The 21,369-nt window shown below is 71.4% G+C and carries 22 protein-coding genes and 2 pseudogenes; 16 read left to right on the top strand and 8 right to left on the bottom strand.

What is annotated here, in order from left to right; all coding sequences use genetic code 11:
• Positions 1-8 precede the first annotated feature (8 nt).
• From acnA to ACFVWU_RS28725, 9 genes and pseudogenes are all read left to right on the top strand, one after another.
• Entirely contained in the window at positions 9-2,708 is a 2,700-nt protein-coding gene (acnA, locus tag ACFVWU_RS28765; RefSeq protein WP_387626336.1) for an aconitate hydratase AcnA, read from the top strand.
• The gene (locus ACFVWU_RS28760; RefSeq protein WP_387626334.1) at positions 2,705-3,949 is read left to right on the top strand and encodes an MFS transporter; all 1,245 of its coding nucleotides are present in this window, start codon (positions 2,705-2,707) and stop codon (positions 3,947-3,949) included. Before acnA ends, ACFVWU_RS28760 begins: the two co-directional genes overlap by 4 nt.
• Positions 3,946-5,172 carry an acetyl-CoA carboxylase biotin carboxylase subunit family protein gene (locus ACFVWU_RS28755; protein WP_387626332.1) on the top strand — a complete coding sequence of 409 codons (1,227 nt, stop codon included), beginning with the start codon at positions 3,946-3,948 and terminating at the stop codon, positions 5,170-5,172. The genes ACFVWU_RS28760 and ACFVWU_RS28755 overlap by 4 nt, the downstream gene beginning before the upstream one ends.
• Positions 5,172-5,582 carry a hypothetical protein gene (locus ACFVWU_RS28750; protein ID WP_387626330.1) on the top strand — a complete coding sequence of 137 codons (411 nt, stop codon included), beginning with the start codon at positions 5,172-5,174 and terminating at the stop codon, positions 5,580-5,582. The genes ACFVWU_RS28755 and ACFVWU_RS28750 overlap by 1 nt, the downstream gene beginning before the upstream one ends.
• Positions 5,583-5,694: 112 nt before the next feature.
• On the top strand, positions 5,695-6,006 hold the full coding sequence (locus ACFVWU_RS28745) for a DUF485 domain-containing protein (protein ID WP_387626328.1): 312 nt from the start codon (positions 5,695-5,697) through the stop codon (positions 6,004-6,006).
• Positions 6,007-6,046: 40 nt separating this feature from the next.
• Positions 6,047-6,427: pseudogene (locus tag ACFVWU_RS28740) on the top strand (hypothetical protein); the annotation flags it as partial.
• 19 nt (positions 6,428-6,446) lie between these two features.
• Positions 6,447-7,118, top strand: a complete 672-nt coding sequence (locus tag ACFVWU_RS28735) for a class I SAM-dependent methyltransferase (protein WP_387626326.1) — start codon at positions 6,447-6,449, stop codon at positions 7,116-7,118.
• A gap of 57 nt (positions 7,119-7,175) precedes the next feature.
• A complete protein-coding gene (locus tag ACFVWU_RS28730) occupies positions 7,176-7,631 on the top strand; it encodes a GNAT family N-acetyltransferase (protein ID WP_387626324.1) in 456 nt (151 codons plus the stop codon).
• A gap of 132 nt (positions 7,632-7,763) precedes the next feature.
• Positions 7,764-9,164: a pyridoxal phosphate-dependent aminotransferase gene (locus ACFVWU_RS28725; RefSeq protein ID WP_387626322.1), complete on the top strand. Its 1,401-nt coding sequence runs from the start codon at positions 7,764-7,766 to the stop codon at positions 9,162-9,164.
• A gap of 43 nt (positions 9,165-9,207) precedes the next feature.
• Here the strand turns inward: ACFVWU_RS28725 and ACFVWU_RS28720 are convergent, their stop codons facing one another.
• The gene (locus tag ACFVWU_RS28720; protein WP_387626320.1) at positions 9,208-10,644 is read right to left on the bottom strand and encodes an aminopeptidase P family protein; all 1,437 of its coding nucleotides are present in this window, start codon (positions 10,642-10,644) and stop codon (positions 9,208-9,210) included.
• Between the two features lie 358 nt (positions 10,645-11,002).
• Here ACFVWU_RS28720 and ACFVWU_RS28715 point away from each other — a divergent pair, with 358 nt between their 5' ends.
• From ACFVWU_RS28715 to ACFVWU_RS28705, 3 genes are all read left to right on the top strand, one after another.
• Positions 11,003-12,004: an ArsR/SmtB family transcription factor gene (locus ACFVWU_RS28715; protein WP_387626318.1), complete on the top strand. Its 1,002-nt coding sequence runs from the start codon at positions 11,003-11,005 to the stop codon at positions 12,002-12,004.
• A gap of 123 nt (positions 12,005-12,127) precedes the next feature.
• On the top strand, positions 12,128-12,331 hold the full coding sequence (locus tag ACFVWU_RS28710) for a hypothetical protein (RefSeq protein ID WP_387626316.1): 204 nt from the start codon (positions 12,128-12,130) through the stop codon (positions 12,329-12,331).
• Between the two features lie 30 nt (positions 12,332-12,361).
• Positions 12,362-13,420, top strand: coding sequence for a radical SAM protein (locus ACFVWU_RS28705; RefSeq protein WP_387626314.1), 1,059 nt, complete (start codon positions 12,362-12,364; stop codon positions 13,418-13,420).
• 118 nt (positions 13,421-13,538) lie between these two features.
• On the opposite strand, the gene ACFVWU_RS28700 is transcribed toward ACFVWU_RS28705, so the two are convergent.
• A complete protein-coding gene (locus ACFVWU_RS28700) occupies positions 13,539-14,528 on the bottom strand; it encodes a helix-turn-helix transcriptional regulator (RefSeq protein WP_387626312.1) in 990 nt (329 codons plus the stop codon).
• A gap of 93 nt (positions 14,529-14,621) precedes the next feature.
• On the opposite strand from ACFVWU_RS28700, the gene ACFVWU_RS28695 reads away from it, so the two are divergent.
• Positions 14,622-15,020 carry a VOC family protein gene (locus tag ACFVWU_RS28695; RefSeq protein WP_387626310.1) on the top strand — a complete coding sequence of 133 codons (399 nt, stop codon included), beginning with the start codon at positions 14,622-14,624 and terminating at the stop codon, positions 15,018-15,020.
• 274 nt (positions 15,021-15,294) lie between these two features.
• Here ACFVWU_RS28695 and ACFVWU_RS28690 read toward each other — a convergent pair whose 3' ends face one another.
• On the bottom strand, positions 15,295-16,146 hold the full coding sequence (locus ACFVWU_RS28690) for an NAD(P)H-binding protein (protein WP_387626308.1): 852 nt from the start codon (positions 16,144-16,146) through the stop codon (positions 15,295-15,297).
• A 139-nt stretch (positions 16,147-16,285) separates the two neighbouring features.
• On the bottom strand, positions 16,286-17,167 hold the full coding sequence (locus tag ACFVWU_RS28685; RefSeq protein ID WP_387626306.1) for an SDR family oxidoreductase: 882 nt from the start codon (positions 17,165-17,167) through the stop codon (positions 16,286-16,288).
• An 86-nt stretch (positions 17,168-17,253) separates the two neighbouring features.
• Between ACFVWU_RS28685 and ACFVWU_RS28680 the strand changes: the two genes are divergently transcribed.
• Positions 17,254-17,832: a TetR/AcrR family transcriptional regulator gene (locus ACFVWU_RS28680; protein WP_387626304.1), complete on the top strand. Its 579-nt coding sequence runs from the start codon at positions 17,254-17,256 to the stop codon at positions 17,830-17,832.
• 333 nt (positions 17,833-18,165) lie between these two features.
• Here ACFVWU_RS28680 and ACFVWU_RS28675 read toward each other — a convergent pair whose 3' ends face one another.
• Both ACFVWU_RS28675 and ACFVWU_RS28670 read right to left on the bottom strand, forming a co-directional pair.
• Complete coding sequence (locus ACFVWU_RS28675; protein ID WP_387626302.1) at positions 18,166-18,399, bottom strand: DUF397 domain-containing protein; 234 nt, start codon at positions 18,397-18,399, stop codon at positions 18,166-18,168.
• Complete coding sequence (locus tag ACFVWU_RS28670; RefSeq protein WP_387626300.1) at positions 18,396-19,133, bottom strand: DUF5753 domain-containing protein; 738 nt, start codon at positions 19,131-19,133, stop codon at positions 18,396-18,398. The genes ACFVWU_RS28675 and ACFVWU_RS28670 overlap by 4 nt, the downstream gene beginning before the upstream one ends.
• A gap of 221 nt (positions 19,134-19,354) precedes the next feature.
• On the opposite strand from ACFVWU_RS28670, the gene ACFVWU_RS28665 reads away from it, so the two are divergent.
• Together ACFVWU_RS28665 and ACFVWU_RS28660 are read left to right on the top strand one after the other, a co-directional pair.
• Positions 19,355-19,678, top strand: coding sequence for a hypothetical protein (locus ACFVWU_RS28665; RefSeq protein ID WP_387626298.1), 324 nt, complete (start codon positions 19,355-19,357; stop codon positions 19,676-19,678).
• 17 nt (positions 19,679-19,695) lie between these two features.
• Entirely contained in the window at positions 19,696-19,914 is a 219-nt protein-coding gene (locus ACFVWU_RS28660) for a hypothetical protein (RefSeq protein WP_387626296.1), read from the top strand.
• Between the two features lie 228 nt (positions 19,915-20,142).
• Here the strand turns inward: ACFVWU_RS28660 and ACFVWU_RS28655 are convergent, their stop codons facing one another.
• Complete coding sequence (locus ACFVWU_RS28655) at positions 20,143-20,793, bottom strand: DUF1707 domain-containing protein (RefSeq protein WP_387626294.1); 651 nt, start codon at positions 20,791-20,793, stop codon at positions 20,143-20,145.
• Between the two features lie 357 nt (positions 20,794-21,150).
• Positions 21,151-21,369 (bottom strand): annotated as a pseudogene (locus tag ACFVWU_RS28650) (IS200/IS605 family accessory protein TnpB-related protein); the annotation flags it as partial.

Genomic DNA, 21,369 nt, shown 5'->3' with positions numbered 1-21,369 from the left:
GGATTCCCATGACCGGCACCACCCTTCCGCACCGACGGCTGACCACCCCGCAGGGAACGGTCGAGTTCCCCTCGCTGCCCGACCTCGCCGCCCGGCTCGGCGTCGACCTGGCCGCGCTGCCCTTCACCATCCGGGTCCTCCTCGAGAACCTCGCCCGGCTGGTCGCCGCCGGTCAGGCGGACCCGGCACGCCTGCACGACCTCGCCCGGTGGGACCCGTCCGCCGACCGGCAGGGCGAGTTCCCCTACCTGCCCAGCCGGGTGGTGCTCCAGGACTTCACCGGAGTGCCCGCCATCGCCGACCTCGCCGCGATGCGCGACGCGGTGGCCGGCCTCGGCCTCGACCCGTCCATCGTCGACACCCAGGTCCGGGCGGACCAGGTGATCGACCATTCGCTCCAGGTGGACGTGTTCGGCCGCAGCGACGCCGCCGCCGTCAACGTGGCGCGCGAATACCAGCGCAACGCCGAGCGTTACGGCTTCCTGCGCTGGGCCCAGCAGGCCTTCGACGGGCTACGGGTGGTCCCGCCGGGCGCCGGGATCGTGCACCAGCTCAACCTGGAGCGGCTGGCCGAGGTGGTCACCGTGAACCGCGGGGGCGCCGGGCCCGCGCAGGCGGTGCTGGACACCGTGGTGGGCACCGACTCGCACACCACGATGATCAACGGGCTCGGCGTGCTGGGCTGGGGGGTCGGCGGGATCGAGGCCGAGGCCGTCATGCTCGGCCAGCCCATCCACGTCGTCACCCCCCGGGTGGTCGGGGTGCGCCTCACCAACCGGCTGGCGGCCGGTGTCACCGCGACCGACCTGGTCCTCACCGTGACCGAACTGCTGCGCCGGCACGGCGTGGTGGGCGCGTTCGTCGAGTACTTCGGGGAGGGGGCGGAGCGGCTCGGCCTGGCCGACCGCGCCACGCTGGCCAACATGGCCCCGGAGTACGGCGCCACCACCGGCTTCTTCCCGGTGGACCAGGAGACCCTGCACTACCTGGCCGCCACCGGCCGGTCGGCGGAGCAGGTGGAGCTGGTCGAGCGGTACTGCCGTGCCCAGGGGCTGTTCCGCGAGCCGGGCGGCCCGGCTCCGCGCTACAGCGAGCTGGTGGAGCTCGACCTGGCCACCGTGGAGCCCAGCCTGGCCGGCCCCAAGCGGCCGCAGGACCGGGTACGGCTCGCCGAGGTGCCGCGGAGCTTCACCGCGGCCTATCCGCAGGCGGCGTCGTCCGCCCTCGAATCGGGGTCGTCCGCCTCCGGACCGGCGTCGTCCGCCTCCGGACCGATCGGGGACGGCGACGTGGTGATCGCCGCCATCACCAGCTGCACCAACACCTCCAACCCCGGCGTCATGCTCGCCGCCGGCCTGCTGGCGAAGAAGGCCGTGGAACGCGGGCTGGCCGTCCCCGACCGGGTCAAGACCAGCCTGGCACCCGGCTCCCGGGTGGTCACCGCCTACCTGGAGCGGGCCGGCCTGCTGCCCTACCTGGAGAAGCTCGGCTTCGCCGTGGTCGGCTACGGCTGCACCACCTGCCATGGCATGAGCGGCCCGCTGGTCCCGGCGGTCGCCGAGGCGATGGCCGAGCGCGAGCTGGTCGGGGTGGCCGTGCTCAGCGGCAACCGCAACTTCCAGGGCCGGGTCCACCCGCAGGTGCGGGCCGGCTACCTGGCATCCCCACCGCTGGTCGTCGCCTACGCGCTGGCCGGCTCGGTCACCGCCGATCTCACCACCGAGCCGATCGGCCACGACGAGGATGGACGCCCGGTGACGCTGTCCGACATCTGGCCGAGCCCGGAGGAGATCGCCGGAGCCCTGGACCAGGCGATGCGCGCCGAGCTGTACGAGGCCGAGTACGCGGGCGTCTTCGAGGGCGACGAACACTGGAAGGCGATCGACGCCCCCGCCGGCGTGCTCTACGAGTGGGACGACGAGTCCACCTACATCCGCCGCCCGCCGCACCTCGACGGGCTCACCGCGGAGCCCGCTCCGCCCGCCGACATCCGTGCCGCCCGGGCCCTGGCGATCCTCGGGGACAGCATCACCACCGACCACATCTCGCCGGTCGGCGCCATCGCGCGGGAGAGCGCCGCCGGCCGCCATCTGCTGGCCGCCGGGGTCGAACGGCGGGACTTCAACAGCTACGGCACCCGGCGTGGCAATCACGAGGTGATGGTCCGCGGCACCTTCGGCAACATCCGGCTGCGCAACGCGATGGCCCCGGACCACGAGGGCCCGTGGACCGTGGACCAGCCCTCCGGCGAGCTGGTCGGCATCTACGAGGCCTCCTGCCGGTACCGCGAGCGCGGGGTCCCGGCCGTGGTGCTGGCCGGGAAGGACTACGGCTGCGGGAGCTCGCGCGACTGGGCGGCGAAGGGCACGGCGATGCTCGGCGTCCGGGCCGTGCTCGCGGAGAGCTTCGAGCGCATCCACCGCAGCAACCTGGTCGGCATGGGCGTCCTGCCGCTGCAGTTCGACGCCGACCGGAGCAGCGCCGAGTACGGGCTGACCGGCGCCGAGGAGTTCCACATCGCCGGTGTCGACGGGCTGCGCCCCGGCGGCCGGGTCACCGTCCGAGCGGTCCGCCCCGATGGCACGGAACTCTCCTTCCCCATGACGGCCCGCATCGACAGCCGACGGGAACTCGACTACTACCGGCACGGCGGCGTCCTCGCCTACGTGCTCCGTCAGCTCATCAAGCGGTCCGAGGAGGGGAAGTGATCTGCGGGTCGACCCCGCCCACGGCCGGGCGCCGGCTCCGGATGACGCTCTTCGCGAGCAACACCTTCGTCTCCACCCTGGGCAGCGGCCTGTTCCTGGCCGTCTCCCCGAGCTACTTCCACACCGCCCTGGGCATCCCCGCGGAGCGGATCGGCCTCGGGCTCGGCGCCGGCGCCCTCGTGGGGCTCGTGGTGGGCTTCTGGCTGGGGCGGATCGCGGACCGCTTCGGTGCCGCGACCACCATGTGCGCGATCAACGCCTGGCGGGTGCTGGGGTACCTGGGCCTGGTCTGGGTCCGGGACTTCTGGTCCTTCCTGCTGGTGTCGGTCCTGCTGCTGGCCGTCGACCGGCCCGCGATGCCGGTCAACCAGGCGGCGGTCGGCGAGGTCTTCGACGGCCCGGGCCGCACCCAGGTGATGGCGGTGGTCCGCGCCCTGCGCAACATCGGGTTCCTGGTCGGCGTGGGGTTGGCCGCGCTGCTGCTCGGCTCGGGCAGCCCGGCCCAACTCCGCGGCGCGGTAGTGGTGAACGCGCTCTCCTACCTGCCCGGGGTGTTCTTCTTCTGGTGGGTCGGCCGGCGTACCTCCACCGGGCCGGCGGCCGCCCTGGCCGGCATCGGGACCCGGGAGATCCTCCGGCGTCCGGGCGGGCGGCCGGCCGCGCTCTTCTCCGGCTGCAACCTGGTCCTGATGTCACACGACACGGTGCTGCTCACCGTGCTCCCGCTGTGGGTGCTGGACCACACCAGTGCGCCGAGCTGGACCCAGCCGGTGCTGCTGGGTGTGAACAGCGTCTTCGCCATCGCCCTGCAGGTACCGGTCAGCCGACGGCTGCGGGACGGCGCGCGGGCCGCGTCCTCGCTCGGCCTGGCCGGCGGTCTGTTCGCGGCGGCGGCGGTCTGCTACGCGGCGGCCGGAGCCTTCGCCGACCCGAGCGCCGCGCTGAGTCTCCTGGTGGCGGGGACCTGCCTGGTCTCGGTGGTCGAGGTGGTCCACCTGTGCGCGTTCACCGAGCTCACCTTCACCTTGTCCCCGGCCGAAGCCCCGGCCAGCTACCTCGGGTTCTACCACCTCGGCGTCAACGCCCAGCACGCCGCCGGCCCGGCCGTCCTCACCTGGCTCACTGCCGGTCTGCTGGCGCCGGGTTGGCTGGTGCTCGGTGCGCTCTACGCGGCGGCGGCCGTGGTCGGCGGACACGCCGCCAAGCGCACCGCCCTGACCCTGAACGGAGTCCAGACATGACCGGCTTCAACCTCGTGCTGACGAAGAAGGACCTGACGGCCGAACCGATCCACGAATGGCTGGGCCCGGACGCGGCCCGGACCATCCTGCTCAGCCCCACCGCGACCAGGGCCGACACCCCGGAGGAGGTGCGGTCCGCCTTCGCCGGCTGGGTGTGCACCCCCGACTACGAAGGGACCGTCACCGAACTCATCGCCACCGACCTGGTCCTCGACCTCTCGATCGGGCGGATCGCCTCGATCAGCGAGTACGACGTCCACCGCACCGCCCGGCTGCGCCGGCTGGCCGGGATCGCCGGCCAGGATCCCGAATCCGCGCTCCGCTACCGCGACAAGCGGCTGATGAAGACCGTGGCGGCCGAGCACGGCGTCCCGGTGCCCCGGATGGCGGCGGCCGACACGGCCGACGAACTGCGCAAGGCGGTGGCCGAGGTGGGCTTCCCCGCGGTGGTGAAGCCGGCCCTGCTGGCGGGTGGCGAGGGCATCAGCGTGCTGCGCGATGCGGTGGAACTCGCCGAACTGGTAGCACGGTCGGCCCGGCGCCCGGGCCCCCTCGGACTCCTCGTCGAGGAGTTCGTCGACGCGCCGGTCCACCACGTGGACGGCCTGATGCGCGACGGCCGGATCCTGCTGGCACTGGCCTCGCAGTACATCGAGCGGCCGCTCGATTCCGTCCAGGCCGGCCGGCTGCAGGGCTGCCAGGTGCTCGACGAGGACGACCCGCGATCGGAGGCCCTGATAGCCGCGGCCCGGGCGACGGTCGCCGCGCTCGGATCCCCCGACCACGTGCTCTCCTTCCACGCGGAGTTCTTCCTGCCCGCACACGGCTCGCCGGTGCTCTGCGAGGTGGCGAGTCGTACCGGCGGCAGCGGCATCACGCCGATGGTGGAGGCGGTCACCGGGGTGAACCTGCGCCGTGAGGCCGTCCGGGGGCAACTCGGCCTGACGCCCCCGCCGTTGCCCACCCGCCGCAACGGTTCGGCCGGCTGCGTCGGCGTGCCGCCGAAGCACGGCACGCTGGTCGCGGCGCCGTCCTCCGTGCCGTTCGACTGGGCGAGGGCGAGCTCGGTCCGCGCCCGGCCGGGCAGCACCTACCGGCCGACCGCGACCCTCACCGACATCCTGATGCTGACCACCGTCGTCGGCGCCGACCGCGAGCAGGTCGCGGGCCGGATGGCAGAGGTCCTGTCCTGGTGGCAGGCGAACACCCAGTGGGAGAACTGATGCTGACCACCTACGACCACCCTGCCCTGCGGCGCGTCGACTGGGTCGCCGATCTGCTGACCGAACTACGCGAGGCGGACCGTCCGCACTGGGTGCTGTTCCCGACCTTCCTCACCCGGCTGGACGCGGTGGGCCTGCGTCAGCTGGTGGCCCGCGCGCAGTGGCCCGGCGGGATCGACGAACCCGCCGCGGTGTGGCTGGTGGGCGATGAGTACCGGCTGTCGGTCTCGCCCGACGGCGAGCAGTGGCGGGAACTCCGGCCCGCCCCGCACGGCCTCGACCCGACCCTGCCCGTCCCGGGGGGCTTCGCGGCCGGCTTCCTCGGCGCCCACCGGGCCGGCGGGGCGCCGGAGGTCATCGCCTCCTTCGCCTGGCCGGAGCCCGAGCCGGAGCCCGAGCCGACGGGCTGAGAGGAACGGGGCCGGGGCCGGGAGCGCTGGTGAACGCACGTTGATCGCTTGTCTACCGGGCACTTCTACGGTCGGGCCATCGGCAAGTTCCGCACTGCTCAGAAGGATTCACATGATCGACCCGGCCGCGTCGTCGCGCGGTGACCCGCCCTGGATCGGCGGTGATCCCCGGTCCACCGAACTGCGCTCCACCTACCGCAGGTTCGTCTTCCCCGTGACGGAGGCGTTCCTGCTCTGGTTCCTGGCGAACGTCCTCTGCTCGGCCCGTGCTCGCGGCTTCGTGGCGGCCAAGGTGGTCGGGAGCGTCAACGTGGCCGGTCTTCGGACAGCCACAGTTCGTCTCGACCTTCGGCACAGCCCCGGCCCCAGCCCGGCCCCGGCCGGTCGCGGCGGCGACCAGGAACTGACGGAGAACCAGGCATGACACAGCACCTTCCGCTCGCCGCGGCAGCGGCGCAGCCGGCATCGAAGGCATCGAACGAGGGCCTGACCGTCGGCCTGTTCGTCGCCCTGGTGGCGGTGACCCTCGTCATCACCCTCTGGGCACGGCGGAGCACCCGGGGCACCGGCGGCGGGCAGTTCTCCGTGCCGCAGAACGGGATCGCGATCTCGGGCGACCACCTGTCCGCGGCCTCCTTCCTCGGCATCGCCGGGACCATCGCGCTCTCCGGGCGTTCGCCCATGACCTGTACGCCGGCGTCATCCGCAAGGGCAGGGCCACCGAGCGGCGGGAGCTGGTCACGGCGAAGATCGCCGCCGTGGTCATCGGCGCGGTCGCGGTCGCCCCGTCGATCTTCGCCAGGGACATCGACGTGGCGTTCCCGGTGGTCCTGGCCTTCGCCGTCGTGGCCCTATGCTGCGGGCATGCCGACCGAGCTGCGAACTCTTCAGGCGGGCGCCGACCTCGCCTTCATCCGGCGGGAGACCGCGCTGTCGCCCGTCCCCTTCGTGCCCGAGATCCGCCTCCACATGGCGCCGGAGGCGATCGCCCTGTGGGAGACCACCGAGCGCGAGCGCGGCGAGGTCGGACTGCCGCCGCCGTTCTGGGCGTTCGCCTGGGCCGGCGGGGTGGCGGTCGCGCGCTACGTCCTGGACCACCCCGAACTGGTCGACGGGCGCGTGGTGCTGGACATCGCGGCCGGGTCCGGACTGGTCGGGGTGGCGGCCGCACTGCGCGGCGCCACGTCCGTTCGGGCGGCCGAGATCGACGCCTACGCGGTGGCCGCGATCGGCCTGAACGCCGAGGCCAACGGCGTGCGGGTGGACGGCGCGCTGGTGGACCTGGTGGACGGGGACGGCGCGCCGGCCGAGGTGGTGCTGGCCGGGGACGTGTTCTACGAACGGGCCATGGCCGCGCGCTTCCTGCCGTTCCTGGAGCGGGCCGCGGCGCGCGGGGCCACCGTGATCGTCGGGGACCCGGGGCGGGCCTACCTGCCCCGGGAGCGGTTCACGGCGGTGGCGGCCTACCAGGTGCCGGTGGTGGCGGACCTGGAGGACACGGCGGTGAAGACCACCACGGTGTGGCGCCTGGGCTGACCTCCACGGCGCGAAAATTCCGGCGGGTGAGGCGAACCGCCTGGTAGACAGGCCGACATGACCGAACAGACGGCTTCGCCCGCACGGATAGCGCTGCGCACCGCCACCCCCGACGAGATCCCCGCCCTGCTCGCCCTCTGGGCCCGGGCCGCCAAGGGCACCAGCATCACCGACGACGAGGCGGGCGTGGCGGCGCTGCTCGCCCGGGACCCGGACTGCCTGATCGTCGCCACCCCGGCCGACGACCCGAGGACCCCGCTCGGCACCGTGATCGCCGGTTGGGACGGCTGGCGTTGCCACCTCTACCGCCTCGCCGTCGACCCCGAGCACCGCCGCCGGGGTATCGGCGCCGCACTGCTGGCCGCCGCCGAGGAGCGCTTCGCCGCCCTCGGCGGCCGCCGGGCCGACGCCATGGTGCTGGACGACAACGCCCTCGGCCACCGCACCTGGCAGGCCGCGGGCTACCGGCCCGAACCGCAGTGGAGCCGCTGGGTCAAGCCGTTGCCCGCCTGATCCCACCTTCCGTTCGGACGGCCGCCGAGCGCTGGCGGCCGTCCACGGCGCGTGGTCCGCTGGGGACGATGCGCGCGCGAACAGTCACGTTCCGTAACGCAGTCCGACCCGTCCACCCGACAGGGGACCACCATGACCATGACCGAGAACGACCTCAAGCTCGCGGAGCCCGAGGCGGCCGCCGACGTCCTGGCCGGCCTGACCGACTTCGAGCAGGCCCTCGCCTTCTACCACCAGCACCTGGCGCCGGACACCGCGATCAACCTGTCCGTCGCGGAGAACGTCCTGCTGTACCAGGAGTCGATGGACACGGACGTCTTCAAGAAGATCAAGCTGATCCCCGAGCGGAACATCCAGTACATGGCCTCGGCCGGCACCCCGCAGCTGCGCCAGCAGGTCGCGGACCTGCTCGGCCGGGCGTTCGGCCGCACCGTCTCGAAGGACGACGTCTTCGGTTGCGCCGGCGTCTCGTCCGCGCTGGAGTGCATCGCCTTCGGGCTGATGCGCAAGGGCGCGGGCACCCCGGCGCTCAAGGCGAAGGACGAGGTGCTGATCCCGGCGCCGTACTGGCAGGGCTTCAACTGGTCCTTCGAGGAGCGGCCCAAGCTGAAGTGCGTCCCGGTCAACCTGCCGACCACCGGCGACAAGTCGTACCAGCTCACCAAGGATCTGATCGTCAAGGCCTACGAGGAGCGGCAGAAGGCCGGGCACCGCCCGCGGCTGCTGGTCCTCACCAACCCGCACAACCCGCTGGGCGTCAACTACGACAAGAAGCTGCTCGAGGACATCTACAACTGGGCGATGACCTACACCGACATGCACATCATCTCGGACGAGATCTACTGCCACTCCCAACTCAAGGGTTCCACCACGCCGTTCACGAGCGCGGTGACGCTGGAGGCGTACCGGGAGTTCGCCAACCGGATCCACGTGGTGTGGGGCTTCGCCAAGGACTTCGGGCTGTCGGGCTTCCGCACCGGCTTCGTGCTCTCCAAGAACCCGGCGGTGCACCGGGTCATGCTGGGCAGCAAGGACGCGGCGGAGCGGACCCACCCGCTGCCCTGGTTCAGCCCGTTCGACTCCCTGAAGACCTTCGTCATCGGGGAGTTGCTCAGCGCCACCAGGAACGGGGAGCCGTACACGACGTACGCGATGAAGAAGTACCCCGAACTGCTCAGCGAGAGCTTCAAGGCCGTCAAGGGCGCGCTGGACAAGGCCGGGATCACATACGTCCACCGGAAGGGGGACAACGCCGCCCAGTTCTTCTGGCTCGACCTCACCGAGTACCTCGGCAAGCGGGCGGACCACGAGCACAGCGAACTGCCGGTCATCGGGCCGGACGGGCTCGACCCGAACGAGGAATGGCTGTTCAACTACCTCGCCGCCAAGCCCACCGAGGTGAGCCTGCTGCCCGGCGGCATCATGCACAACCCCGCTCCGGGCTTCTACCGGCTCTGCTTCACGGCCCGCCAGTCCAAGGAGGTCGTGGACGCGGTCGGGCGGATGGCGAAAGCGCTCGGCAAGCTGAAGTAGTCGTGGGGCGCGGCCCCCGGTTGCGGGGGGCGCCCCCCCGCCGTCAGCCGCCCAGCCCGGCCCCGCACGCCACGACCTCGTCCGAGCGGCGGGGGAGGGCGGCGGAGAGGTTCTCGTTGCCGTCCTCGGTGACCAGGATGTCGTCCTCGATCCGCACCCCGATGCCCCGGTACTCCTCCGGCACCGTCAGGTCGTTGGGCTGGAAGTAGATGCCCGGCTCGACGGTGAGCACCATGCCCGGCAGCAGCTGCCCGTCGACGTGCTCCTCGGTGCGCGAGTGGGCGCAGTCGTGGACGTCGATGCCCAGCATGTGGCCGGTGCCGGCCAGGGTGAAGCGGCGGTGCAGGCCCAGCTCGTACACCTTGTCGGCGGTCAGGTCGCCGAACAGGCCCCAGGAGGTGAGGTGTTCGGCGAGCTCGCGCTGCGCGGCGTGGTGGAAGTCGCGGAAGTCCGCGCCGGGCCGGACCGCGGCGATGCCGGCCTCCTGAGCGGAGAACACCGCGTCGTAGACCTTGCGCTGGAGGTCCGTGAAGCGGCCGGAGACCGGCAGGGTGCGGGTCACGTCGGCGGTGTAGAGGTTGTTGGTCTCCACGCCCGCGTCGAGGAGCAGCAGGTCGCCGGGGCGGGCCTGGCCGGTGTTGCGGACCCAGTGCAGGGTGGTGGCGTGCGGACCGGCCGCGGCGATGGTGCTGTAGCCGACGTCGTTGCCCTCGATCCGGGCCCGGAGGAAGAAGGTGCCCTCGATCAGCCGCTCCGGCGTTTCGGTGTCGGTGCCGAGGACGCGCACCACGTCCTCGAAGCCGCGCGCGGTCGCGTCGCAGGCGAAGCGCAGCTCGGCGATCTCGAACTCGTCCTTGACCAGGCGCAGTCCGGAGAGGAAGACCTCGAACTCGGCGTCCTGGTCGGCCTCCGTCCGGTCGCGGAGCGCCGCCTCCACCCCCGCGTCGTGCCCGCGCAGCACCCGCACCGGGCCGGCGGCCGCCGCCAGGTCGGCGCGTACGGTGCGCACGTCCCGGCAGGGCAGGCCGAGCAGCTGCTCGCTCTCGGTCAGGCTGTCGCGGCGGCCGTCCCACAGCTCGCCGTGGCCGTCCAGCCAGAACTCGCCGTTGTCGGTCCGGGAGCGGTCGCGCAGGTAGACCACGGCCCGGTGGCCGCTCGCCCCGGTGGGCTCCAGCACCAGCACGCCGTCCTGGGACTGGTCGCCGGTCAGGTAGCAGTAGTCGGAGGAGGGGCGGAACGGGTAGTCGGTGTCGTTGGCCCGCACCTTGGGGTTGCCGGACGGGACGACCAGCAGCTCGCCGGGGAAGGCGGCGGACAGCGCGGCCCGGCGGCGCTCGGTGTGCGCGGCCTGCGGGATCGGCTCCAGGCCGTGGCGTTCGGTGTCGGCCCAGCCCTGCTTCATGTTCTCGGCGAGTTCCTCGGTCACCCCGCGGGTGAGACCGTTCTTCCGGTACTTGATGGGCTCGGTGGGCTCGGTCACTGCGGACTCTCCAGATGAGGGCGGGGGTTGCGGTGCGCTTGGCTACGCCGACCTGCCTGGTACGTAACAAGCGTTTTGTACCGTATATCGAACGGGGTCCGAAGAGAAGGGGCCGAGCGAGAAGAGGCCGAGCGTGAACGACCGCCCTCGACGGCGGGTCCGGCGGCCTGGCCGGTGCGCTCGGTGCTGTGACGCGGCGATGCCGCCCGGGGCCCCCACTCCCCTCGTGGTGGGGGCCCCGGGCGTCGACCCCGGGAAGGATGCCAATCCCGGCGGCCGGGCGGCCATGCATTAGCCTCTGGGCCTAAAGGTCAAAGAAGCGCCAGGTCAGGGCCTTGCGGAGAACCGGGGAGGGTTCGTGCTCGCACTCAAGTTCGGGGTCGCGGACCTCGCCAACACCCGCTTCGCCGTCTCACCGCTCGACCACCTGCTGACCGGCACCGCCCAGAACGGCGTCCACGAGTGCCTCGGGCTGCGGCGCGACCGCTGGTGGCGCGAGATCAGGCGCCACGTCCCGCACCGCGCCGCCCCCTTCCTCGACCTGGTCAACGCCAGCAGCGCCGGGGTCCCCAACTTCATGGGCGCGGACCTCGACGCCGTCCGCCGTCAGCTCACCGACGAACTCGACGCGGTCCTCGCCGTCCCGCAGCAGACCTTCGAGCAGGACCTCGCGATGTACGGCAGCGAGGCCGAACTTCCCACCGCGCTGGCCCGGTTGCGCGACGACGGCACCCGCGGCCTGCGCCGGATCACCGACGGCGCCTGGGCCCTGTTCCGCAGCTGCCTCGCCCCCCACTGGCCCGAGATCCGCCGCCAGCTGGAGGCCGACATCGCCGACCGCGCCCGCACCACGGCCCGCGCCGGCGCGGGCGCGATGCTCGACTCGCTGCACCCGAACGCGCGCTGGCGCGACGAAGGGGTGCTGGAGTGCGCCCTCGGCGACCTCTCCGGCGACTTCGCCCTGGGCGGCCGCGGACTGGAGCTGCGCCCCAACTACTTCGTGCAGAACGGGATCGGCCTGCTGGTGGCCGAAGGCCGCCAGAGCCTGCTGGTCTACCCGCTCGCCTCCCGGGGCGCCGCCGCCGCGAAACCCTCGCCCACGGCCGCCGACGGCCTCGCCGCCGTCCTCGGCCCCGCCCGGGCCCGTGCCCTGCGCGCCATCGAGGGCGGGCCCTGCTCCACCACCGAACTCGCCCGGCTGCTCGGGATCACCCCGCCCTCCGCCTCCGCGCACGCCGCCGCCCTGCGCGCCGCCGGGCTGATCACCACCCAGCGGGAGGGCAAACAGGTCCGGCACGCGCTCAGCGAGGTCGGGCACGACCTGCTGCTCGACAACCCGGAGGTCGCGCGGGCGGGATAGCGGTCCGTCGTCCGGGCGGCCGCCAAAAGTGGCGACGGTGGATGGTGCACGGAAGAGTTCTCGGCGCGACGAGGGGTTCGTCCCTTGCGCTTCCACTGCACGATCTCTGCAAGGAGAGTCGCCATGAGCACTCCGAAGCCCGGCACGAGCGGCGCCGACGTCAAACTGGACGAGCAAGGCCGCATCGTCATCACCTCGCCCGATCTGGCCAGAGCATTCGTGGGCTCGGACGGCAACATTCCCTTCGACCCTCCGCCGCTCACCCACGTCACCAACGTCTGTCCCAACCTGGTCGCCGGCTGCGGCAGCCCCGTCCACGCGGTGTAGCCGGACAGCCCGGCCCAGGAGACCACACCCATGACGCAGACCCTCGCCGCGCCCGGTACGGGGCGGAGCACCTCCCCGGCGTTCCAGGAGCAGCTCGCGGCATCCCTGACGAACGAGACCCTGCACCTGATCGTCCTCCCCACCGAGCAGTGCAACTTCCGCTGCACCTACTGCTACGAGGACTTCACCGTCGGGAGGATGGGCGAGGCCACGGTCGGCGCCCTCAAGCGGCTGATCGACCGGCGCGCGGCGGGTCTGCGGCGCCTGGGCCTCTCCTGGTTCGGCGGCGAACCGATGCTGGCGCGCGGCATCGTCGAGGAGGTCTCGGCCCACGCGGCGGAGTCGGCCGCCGGCCCGGACGGCTTCGCGTTCCACGCCGACATGACCACCAACGGCTACCTGCTCGACGCCGAGGCCGCCCGCGACCTCGCGGCGCTCGGCGTCCGGCAGTACCAGATCTCCCTGGACGGCCCCGCCGCCGCGCACGACACCACCAGGCTCCGGGCGGACGGTCGCGGTTCGTTCGACCGGATCTGGCGCAACCTGCTGGCGATCAGGGACGGCGACCTGCCGGTCGGCGTGCTGCTGCGGGTCCACCTCACCCCCGCCAACCTGCCGCTGATGCCGGAGTTCATCGCGCACCTGCGCGACACCTTCCTGCGGGACGAGCGGTTCACGCTCCACCTCAAGCCGGTGGAGCGGATGGGCGGGCCCAACGACGGCACGATGGAGATCCTCTCGTCGCAGGCGCGCCGCCACACCGTGGACGAGCTCACCGCCATCGCGTACGAAGGACTTCCGGCGCGGGGCGCCGGCGGTCTGGAGGTCTGCTACGCCGCGCGCCCCAACTCCCTGGTGATCCGGGCCGACGGCACCGTCGCCAAGTGCACGGTGGCGCTCTCCGACCCCTCCAACACCATCGGCCGGCTGCTGCCGGACGGCACCCTGCGGATCGACGACAGCGCGCTGGCGCCGTGGGTGCGGGGCTGGGCGGCCGGCGACGAGGACGCGGTGCACTGCCCGTACCGGGGAATGCCGCGTCGTCGGACGCCGGCCCTGCTGCAGATCGGGGCCACCCGCCCGGCATAGGGGGCAGCGCCCGTGCGGCATGATGATCACCATGGGCGTCTCCCGGGCCATGGCACGATGACCGCCGCCGGCACCGGGGACCAATCGAACCGTGGCCGGCGCTGAGACTGATCTGCTGTCAGGCTCGGCGGGCGTAGGTCGCGAGGCGATCGGCGAGCGCGGTGACGAGGTCGCGCAGTTCATCGGGGCGCTCGATGACGAACGGCCGGTCGAGTGAGGCGAGTACCGGAGGCAACCAGTCGAGCCGCTCCGCCCGCAGCTCGACGCGCAGCCAGCGCTCGGCCGCCGGGTCCTCGCCTGCCGCGGGCTCGTGCTCCTCCAGGCTCGCGACGCTGGCGGGAAGGTGGGCGCGGACCTGCTCAACCGTCCCGTGGATCCGCAAGGTCACCTCGTGCCGGTACTCGGCCGTGGCGAATCCTGACAACACGCGCTGCGCCGGACCGGGACCCACGGGCGTTTCGAATGAGCCGGGCAGGGTCCTCGCGTCGGCGATGCGATCGAGCCGGAAGGTTCGGTCCTCGCCGATCCGGGCGTCCTTGCCCGTGACGTACCACCGGCCCGCGTGGGCGACGATCCCGTACGCGTGCAGGGTGCGTTCGCTGCGCCGTCCGTCGCGGTCGGTGTAGCGGATCGAGACCGGTCGGTGGTGGCTCACCGCATCGGCGATCGTGAGCAGGACCCCAGCGTCCGGGGTGTCGAACTCGCCGGGCTGGTCCGTGAAGGCGAGAGCGTCCAGGAGTGTGTCGAGCCGGCGGGCGATGTGCTTGGGCAGCACCCGCCGGATCTTCGCCGATGCCGTCTCGTTCGCCGTGCGCTCCGTCGTCGTCAGCCCTGCTCGGCGGCCGGCGACCAGGCCGAGCAGCACGGCCAGCGCCTCGTCGTCGCTGAGCATGAGCGGAGGCAAGCGGTACCCGGGGGCGAGCCGGTACCCGCCGTAGCGGCCGCGCACCGATTCCACGGGCACGTCGAGGTCGATCAGCTGGTCCACGTACCGGCGCACGGTGCGTCCTTCGACGCCGAGCCGGTCGGCGAGTTCGGCCACAGTCCGGGTGCCGCCCGACTGCAGCAGCTCCAGGAGTGTCAGCACGCGGCCGGTGGGTCGAGGCATGTCCGCAGCCTAACGCGAATAGTGGACCGATTCTGTCCACTATTTCTCCTAGCCTGCGACGTGCACACCTCCAGTACAGCCAAGGAGATCCCCATGGACTTCGTCTCTGTCCGCATCATCACCGGCGACGTCGCGCGCCTCGTCGAGTTCTACGAGCGCGCCACAGGGGTGCGGGCGACGTGGGCCACCGAGGACTTCGCCGAGCTCAAGACCGCGGGCGCCACCCTCGCGATCGCCGGCACCCGCACCGTCCCGCTGTTCGCCCCGGGCTCCGCCCGCCCGGCGGACAACCACAGCGTGATCACCGAGTTCCTCGTCGACGACGTGGACCGCGTCCACCAGAACCTGACCGGCTTCGTCACCGACTTCGTCAACGGACCCACCACGATGCCCTGGGGCAACCGGTCCCTGCTGTTCCGCGACCCCGACGGCAACCTCGTCAACTTCTTCACCCCCGTCACCCCAGCGGCCGTCGAGAGGTTGGCACGCTGACGCCACGCACGGCCGCTCATCGGGAGCCCTGGGATCCCAGGGCTCCCGCGTGACGCCGGGACCTCGCCCCACCGACCGGCGAGCAACCGCGCGGGGTCGTCCGCTGCTCCTACGACCACGAGCGGCCGCACGCCGCGCCCGGCGGCCGACCGCCCGTCAGCCGGACCGCCGGGAGCGACTACCGGATCGTCTTCGACCAGCCGCCAGAACTGCGGCGGCGGAAACCGGAGTGCCGAGCAGACCGGGCCCCGTACGGCTGGTCAGCACGACAAGCTCAGCGGAAGTCGTCGGCGTGGTCGACGGCCCACTGGGCGTAGGTGTGTGCCGGAGCGCCGGTGATCTTTTCGGCGATGACGGAGGTCAGAGCCACGACGCCGTCGGTGGCGGCCCACTGACTCACGATCGCCTCGGCCACGACCGGATGCATCGTTCTGGCGACTTCCGCGCGAGCCTGCTCGGCGGAGATGTGTTCAACCCGGATGTGACGGCCGATGGCCTCGCCGATGTGCTCGACCTGGCGTTGCAGGGTCAGGGACTCGGCCCCGTAGATGGTGTAGGCCTGGTGCGAGTGGCCCGGTTCGGTCAGGGCGGTCACCGCCAACGCCGCGATGTCCTTCTCGTTCACCGGTGCCGACTGCGCGAGCGGATACGGAAGGCGGACGACGTTGTCCGTGCGGATCGATTCGGCCCACCAGGTGCGGGTGTTGGTCGCGAATGTCCCCGGCCTGAGGAAGGTCCAGTCCATGCCGGACCGTTGGACGGCGTGCTCGATCGTGCGGTTCAGGCGGGCGACCGGGTGGTCGGCGTCGGGGTCCAGGACGACCGCCACCGACGAGAGCAGAACCACCTGTCGGATTCCCGCAGCCGCGGCCGCCGCAGCGACCTTCTCGATGTCGTAGGGATTCTGGGGGTCGAGCATTCCGTACAGGAACACCTTGTCGGCACCGTCGAGCGCTGCGGGCAGCGTCTCGGGACGCTCCAGGTCGGCGACGACTGCTTCGCACCCAGGCGTCGAGCCCGCGGCTGGGGTCCTGCTGACTGCTCTGACCTGCTCACCGGCGGCCAGCAGGCCATCGACCACATGACGACCGACGTTTCCGCGAGCGCCGAAGACAACTGCCACCATGATGGAACCTCCTACTTGTTGTGGACGTGAACTGCCGCAGTCGCTGCGGCGAGACGGTCGGTCGCGAGTGACGTAGGTGAGGGTTTTCCGCTGCCGATGTGAGCGCTGGCAGCGGGTCCCCCCGAACGTCGGTCGCCGATCAGGGCTGGATGTTCTCCAGGTCCTCCAGAAGGCTGGGGTGCTTCGGCTCCCAGCCGAGCGCCTGCCGGGTGCGGGTGCTGGACGAGGGCTGGTCGGCCTTGAAGATCGGGCCGAGCGGGCCGTAGGTCTCCTCCGGCACCGACTCGACCGGCAGGCCCAGCCGTCGGCCGATGACGGCCGCGATGTCCCGTACCTTGTCCCCCTCGTCGGCCACGGCGTGCCAGGCGGTACCGGCCTCCGCCTGCTCCAGGGCGAGCCGGAAGAGAACGGCCGCGTCGAGCGCGTGGACGGCGGGCCAGCGCTGCGTGCCGTCGCCGGGGTAGCCGGAGATCCCGCTCTGGCGTGCGATGTCGGTCAGCAGACCGGCGAACCCGCCCGCGCCCTCGTTGTGAACCGTGCGCGGCATGCGTACGGACGTGCTCCGGACCCCGCGCGAGGCCAGGCCCAGGACCGCCGTGACCGTGCGACCACGGCCGCCGACCGGTCCGTCGGTCGGCAGCGGGTCGGCCTCGGTGGAGGCGCGGCCCGGCACCCAGGGCGTACCCGAGACGGTGACCAAGGGGCGGTCGCTGCCGACGAGCTCCTCGCCGAGGGCGGTGAGGGCGGCGGTCTCCTCGGCGACGTTCCGGGCGAGGGCCTCGGGGCTGCTGAAGTCGTTGCCGAAGGCCAGGTGGATCACCCCGTCGGCCTGGGCGGCGCCGGAGCGCAGGACGTCCAGATCGGCGAGGCCTCCCCGCAGTGGCTCGGCGCCGGCTGCCTCGGCGGCCTGTGCGGAGGCGTCGGAGCGGGCGAGCGCGAGGACCGTGTGGCCGTTGCCGAGGAGTTCGGCGACGACGGCGGAACCGATCAGACCGGTGCCGCCGGTGACGAAGACGCGCATGGAAACCCTCCCAGAAGTGATGGGACTCTTGTCCCATCACCATAGCAGGGTGATGGGACAAGAGTCCCATCACGTATGCTGAACCCATGGGTCGATGGGAACCAGGTGCGCGTGAACGCCTTGTCGTGGCTGCGGTCGACCTGTTCACGGAGCAGGGGTATGACGCCACGACGGTCGCGCAGATCGCCGAGCGTGCCGGGGTCACCAAGAGCACCTTCTTCCGGCACTTCCCCGACAAGCGCGAGCTGCTGGTCGCTGGGCAGGAGACGCTGAGCCGGCTGCTGGCCGAGGGGATCGCCGACGCGCCCGGTGACGCCAGCCCGCTTGAGGCGGTCGCCGCCGGTCTCGAGCGCGCCTCGACCGCGATGGGCCCCGGCAGTCGCGAGCTCGCCCCCCGCCTGAAGGCGGCCGTCGCGGCCAGCACCGAGCTCCAAGAGCGTGACACCCTCAAGACCGTCAGTCTCGCGGCCGCGATGACAACCGCTCTGGTCGCCCGCGGCGTACCCGATCCGACTGCGGCCCTCGCGGGCGAGCTGGGCGTCCTCGCTTTCAAGCGGGGGTACGCCGAATGGGCCGAGGACGACCGTGGCGCCGAGGGCGAGCTCGCCGGGTACGCCCTGGCGGCCCTGGACGAACTGCGTGCGGCGAGCGCATCGCTGGGCTGACCGGACGGAGCATCGTCCAGCGCTGGTGCGGTGGACGGGAAGCAGACCTCACAGCTCTTCGAGCTCGCCGGCCTGATCTTGGCGGTGGGCCGCCCGGGCGACGACGTGGGTGGCGGGCCTGGGAACTTCAGAAGTCGACCTGAAGACCGGGCCCGTCGTTGTTGGAGGGCGAAACCGGCGACCTGCGGAAACGGGACTCCGACGGCCGGTCACAGAGCGGATCTCCCACCCGTTCGGCCTGGCTGATACGTACCTGCCGCACGGCAGCGACCCGACGAGCGAAGCTCAGCGGATCCGGATCACCAACTGGCCGCAAGGTGCGTTCCCCCGAGATCAGATGGTGCCGAACTCGCCAGCGGAGGTAGCGGAGATGAAGGCAGCGAAGGCCTCAGGGGAGATGGCGAGGTGGACGCCGGGGGTCTTGGTGTCGCCGATGAGGATGAGGTCATGGGAGGTACGGAAGTTGGTGGCGACCTGGACGCAGTCGCCCTGGCCCTGAGGGTCGCTGTAGGTTGACTTGAACCAGCAGGCGGTGGAGAGGTCGATTGCCGAAGCGGGCAGGGTCATTTCGGACGTTCCTCCGTTGCTCTTTCCAGCCACGCCAACGAATCGTCAGGCGTAAGCGCCTCCGCTCGGAGCGTATCGTAGACCAGTGCCATATTGGTTACTTCGTCCGGGGACTCCAGGAGTTGGCCGGACAGTAGACCTTCCAAGTAGGCGACCCGAGGCGCGTCGTCGAAGTGGAGGAGGGTCAGTGAGCCGCCAATGGCACCGTGAGCTCGATCGATGGGCAGGATCTGGACGGCAGCGTCCGTGCTACCGGCGATCTCGATTAGACGCCTGATCTGCCCGCGCATGACTTCTGTACTGCCGACAACTCGTCGGAGAGCTGCTTCGTCCAGAACCGCCCAAATGAAGGGCGGTTTGGGGAGACGCAGGACTTGCTGGCGAGCCTTTCGGATGGCCCAGAGGTCGCGGATCTCCGTCTCGGACGCCCTGGGGAGACCAAGGCGCAGGAACGCAAGGCCATAACTCTCGGTCTGCCACAAGCCGGGAATCGAGAGTGAGAACTTCAGGTGGGTGTTCGCGACCGGTTCAAGTGCCATATAGCGCCGCGACCAGTCCGGAAACGAATCACTGCTCACGAGTGGGAAGAACCGGGTAAAGAAGCCTTCGGCAGAGGGAAGCGCGGTGTCGAGCAGGGGCGGTAGGTCCGGCGGCGGAGTCCGGTGCGCAGCCTCGATGTTGGCCATATGGGACTTGCTGTAGCGAACCTGCTCGGCCAGATCGGCGATGGACATGTCGGCGCAGGTTCGGTGGTGGCGGATCTCTGACCCGAAGAAGTGCCGGGCGGAGCGGCCGGGCGTGAGGTCGCGAGGCTGCGCGGGCATCTGAGGCCTCCGGATGTCTTCAAGCGAGGTGGGGACATGCCGCTTCTTCACAAGCCTAGCCCCGAGGCGTGACGCTTGAAGCACAAACGGTGACGGCCGATTCCGGCGAACACCTCAGTGGAGCAGCAAATATGACGAACAATCAATCGGGCGAAAGCCTCATCCTGCGGCGGAACTTCCCGCCCTGCCGGTGCCCGCAGTGCGGCGACGCCGTCCCCGAGGCGCGGATGAACACCAGCGCCATCGCCCCGGCGGCGCCACCCGCGCGACGGGTGGCGCCGCCGTCCCAGCCCTACCGGCCCTCGACCGTCGGCGAGCGGGTCTTCGACGTTCGCTCCGGCCGTTGGGCCGCCTTCATGGGCTGGCAGCACGGGCGCGCCTTCCTCCGGCCCCTCGGTGGCGGCATCGAGTGGGACACCGAAGCGCGTTGGATCACGAACGCCGAACACCTGTGAGATGCCCCATGAGCAGCATGATCGACAGGATCACAACCGAGGACCGTCGGATCGCGGCCGACATCCTCGACGACCTCCAGGCCGTCCTGCGCGCCGCCGACGTGAAACTCCCGTCCCTCGGCATCGACTGGCGCTCGGCCAAGGCCACCGGCGTCATCCTGATCGACCTCGGTGCCGCCCGGCCGGACGTCATCGAGCGGCTGGTCGTCGTCCTCCGCAGAGGTGTGCGGCCGTAGTCGCCGCCGGCGTCATCGTCGTCGGCAGCCTCGCAATCGCGGGTGTCGCCGTCCTCGTGATCCCCGAGCGCGTTCCCGGCTCGGCGAGTGTCCTGGTGTTCGCCTTGGCCTTCCTCGCCGTCTCCACGGGCGGATTCGCCCTCGCTGCCGGGTGGATGAGGGTCCGCACATAGCAACAGTGCGGGCTTCGAGGGCGCTCGAAGCCCGCACTGAGGGTCAGAGCAGCGGTCAGTCGCCGGCCGACAGGGCCGCGGGCTTCCGCAGCAGCCACTGGCCTGCCGTCCTCCGGGGCTGCCGTACCACCACGCGACCGAAGCTCTTATGGCCGACCAGTTCCACCCGCAGCGCGATCGGCACATCAGGGTCCGGAACCCGAGTGTTCTTCAGCTTGCTGAACTCCAGCCTCAGGCTGTGGGGTTCGATCACGATGTCAGGCCTGACGACCAGTGTCAGGTTCCTGCCCACCATGTTCAGATCGAGCCGCAAGGTGTCGTGCGTGATCACCGCCTGCGTGAAGTCGAGTGTTACCTCGCACCACTGCGTGCAGAGCTCCAGCCGGCGCGGCACCACCCAGCGACCCACCTGCTGGACCGGACTGAACGCCTGGTCGATCCGGAGGAGATCCCTGGCCTCCGCCGCAGCCCCACCGGCAAACACCGGCGCGGGCGGCAGGTCGGCGGTGAGTTCGGCCAGCTCGCCGACCGTCCGCGCCGACAGGGCGGTCTCCAGGCGCTGGTCCAACTCGTCTGCCGTCAGTCGGCCTTCGCCCGCCGCGATGCTCAGCAGGTCGACCACCCGATCCCGGTCCGCGTGCGAGGCCCGCATCCCGGGCTGCGAGCTGCCGGAACGCATCCCGGCGGGGGAGATCTCTCCCGACATACTTCCCGTCCTGAGGTTGACACAGGTCTTCGCGCGACGCGGTCGGCGGCACGGCTGGAACTCACGATATATCGCGATAGGTGTTCCCGCCAGGCCCGGGTTGAGAACGGTGGCTCTTCGAAGTGGCCGCCTGTCCCATCGCCTCGGGCCCAGGACGCTCGTTCGGTCCTGAGTCGGGCGTTCTCCCGCATGTCATAGCGGCCCTGCTGCCCGCTGACCGGCGGGTGCCGCCGTTTCCATGCCGTGATGACCTTCCGGACCAGCTCCCACGCCTCATCCGACAGGTCGCTCGGGTAGGGACTGCGCTCGCCCGTACCCATAGCAGACCGCTTTCCCGCCGAACGTCAACCGTTCCCATCAAGTGATCAGGAGTGAGTCTTGGACCCAGGTCTGATCACTGCGTGCATCCCGAACGGTGGTGGATGCCCGGCTGGTCGCCCGCGTTCTCGTTGTCCCCGTCCGGCTGCGCGCATCGTGTGCGCGGTCCGTGACGGGGCGGCGGGTTTCCTCACGCCCCCGGATGCCCGATGGGGCCTGGACGGTCCGATGCCCACGACGATCGCTCCGGTCGTCGTG

It is taken from the genome of Kitasatospora sp. NPDC058190 (assembly GCF_042883685.1).
Lineage (GTDB): Bacteria > Actinomycetota > Actinomycetes > Streptomycetales > Streptomycetaceae > Kitasatospora.
This window is presented reverse-complemented; position numbering and strand designations above follow the sequence as displayed.

Bases quoted from the DNA above. Each gene is read 5' to 3' on its own strand.
- ACFVWU_RS28680 (WP_387626304.1), top strand. From the start codon at position 17,254: ATGGGTCGATGGGAACCAGGTGCGCGTGAACGCCTTGTCGTGGCTGCG.
- ACFVWU_RS28675 (WP_387626302.1), bottom strand. From the start codon at position 18,399: ATGACCCTGCCCGCTTCGGCAATCGACCTCTCCACCGCCTGCTGGTTC.
- acnA (WP_387626336.1), top strand. From the start codon at position 9: ATGACCGGCACCACCCTTCCGCACCGACGGCTGACCACCCCGCAGGGA.
- ACFVWU_RS28705 (WP_387626314.1), top strand. From the start codon at position 12,362: ATGACGCAGACCCTCGCCGCGCCCGGTACGGGGCGGAGCACCTCCCCG.
- ACFVWU_RS28725 (WP_387626322.1), top strand. From the start codon at position 7,764: ATGACCATGACCGAGAACGACCTCAAGCTCGCGGAGCCCGAGGCGGCC.
- ACFVWU_RS28690 (WP_387626308.1), bottom strand. From the start codon at position 16,146: ATGGTGGCAGTTGTCTTCGGCGCTCGCGGAAACGTCGGTCGTCATGTG.
- ACFVWU_RS28745 (WP_387626328.1), top strand. From the start codon at position 5,695: ATGATCGACCCGGCCGCGTCGTCGCGCGGTGACCCGCCCTGGATCGGC.
- ACFVWU_RS28755 (WP_387626332.1), top strand. From the start codon at position 3,946: ATGACCGGCTTCAACCTCGTGCTGACGAAGAAGGACCTGACGGCCGAA.
- ACFVWU_RS28750 (WP_387626330.1), top strand. From the start codon at position 5,172: ATGCTGACCACCTACGACCACCCTGCCCTGCGGCGCGTCGACTGGGTC.
- ACFVWU_RS28735 (WP_387626326.1), top strand. From the start codon at position 6,447: ATGCCGACCGAGCTGCGAACTCTTCAGGCGGGCGCCGACCTCGCCTTC.
- ACFVWU_RS28710 (WP_387626316.1), top strand. From the start codon at position 12,128: ATGAGCACTCCGAAGCCCGGCACGAGCGGCGCCGACGTCAAACTGGAC.
- ACFVWU_RS28670 (WP_387626300.1), bottom strand. From the start codon at position 19,133: ATGTCCATCGCCGATCTGGCCGAGCAGGTTCGCTACAGCAAGTCCCAT.
- ACFVWU_RS28665 (WP_387626298.1), top strand. From the start codon at position 19,355: ATGACGAACAATCAATCGGGCGAAAGCCTCATCCTGCGGCGGAACTTC.
- ACFVWU_RS28730 (WP_387626324.1), top strand. From the start codon at position 7,176: ATGACCGAACAGACGGCTTCGCCCGCACGGATAGCGCTGCGCACCGCC.
- ACFVWU_RS28685 (WP_387626306.1), bottom strand. From the start codon at position 17,167: ATGCGCGTCTTCGTCACCGGCGGCACCGGTCTGATCGGTTCCGCCGTC.
- ACFVWU_RS28700 (WP_387626312.1), bottom strand. From the start codon at position 14,528: ATGCCTCGACCCACCGGCCGCGTGCTGACACTCCTGGAGCTGCTGCAG.
- ACFVWU_RS28695 (WP_387626310.1), top strand. From the start codon at position 14,622: ATGGACTTCGTCTCTGTCCGCATCATCACCGGCGACGTCGCGCGCCTC.
- ACFVWU_RS28660 (WP_387626296.1), top strand. From the start codon at position 19,696: ATGATCGACAGGATCACAACCGAGGACCGTCGGATCGCGGCCGACATC.
- ACFVWU_RS28655 (WP_387626294.1), bottom strand. From the start codon at position 20,793: ATGTCGGGAGAGATCTCCCCCGCCGGGATGCGTTCCGGCAGCTCGCAG.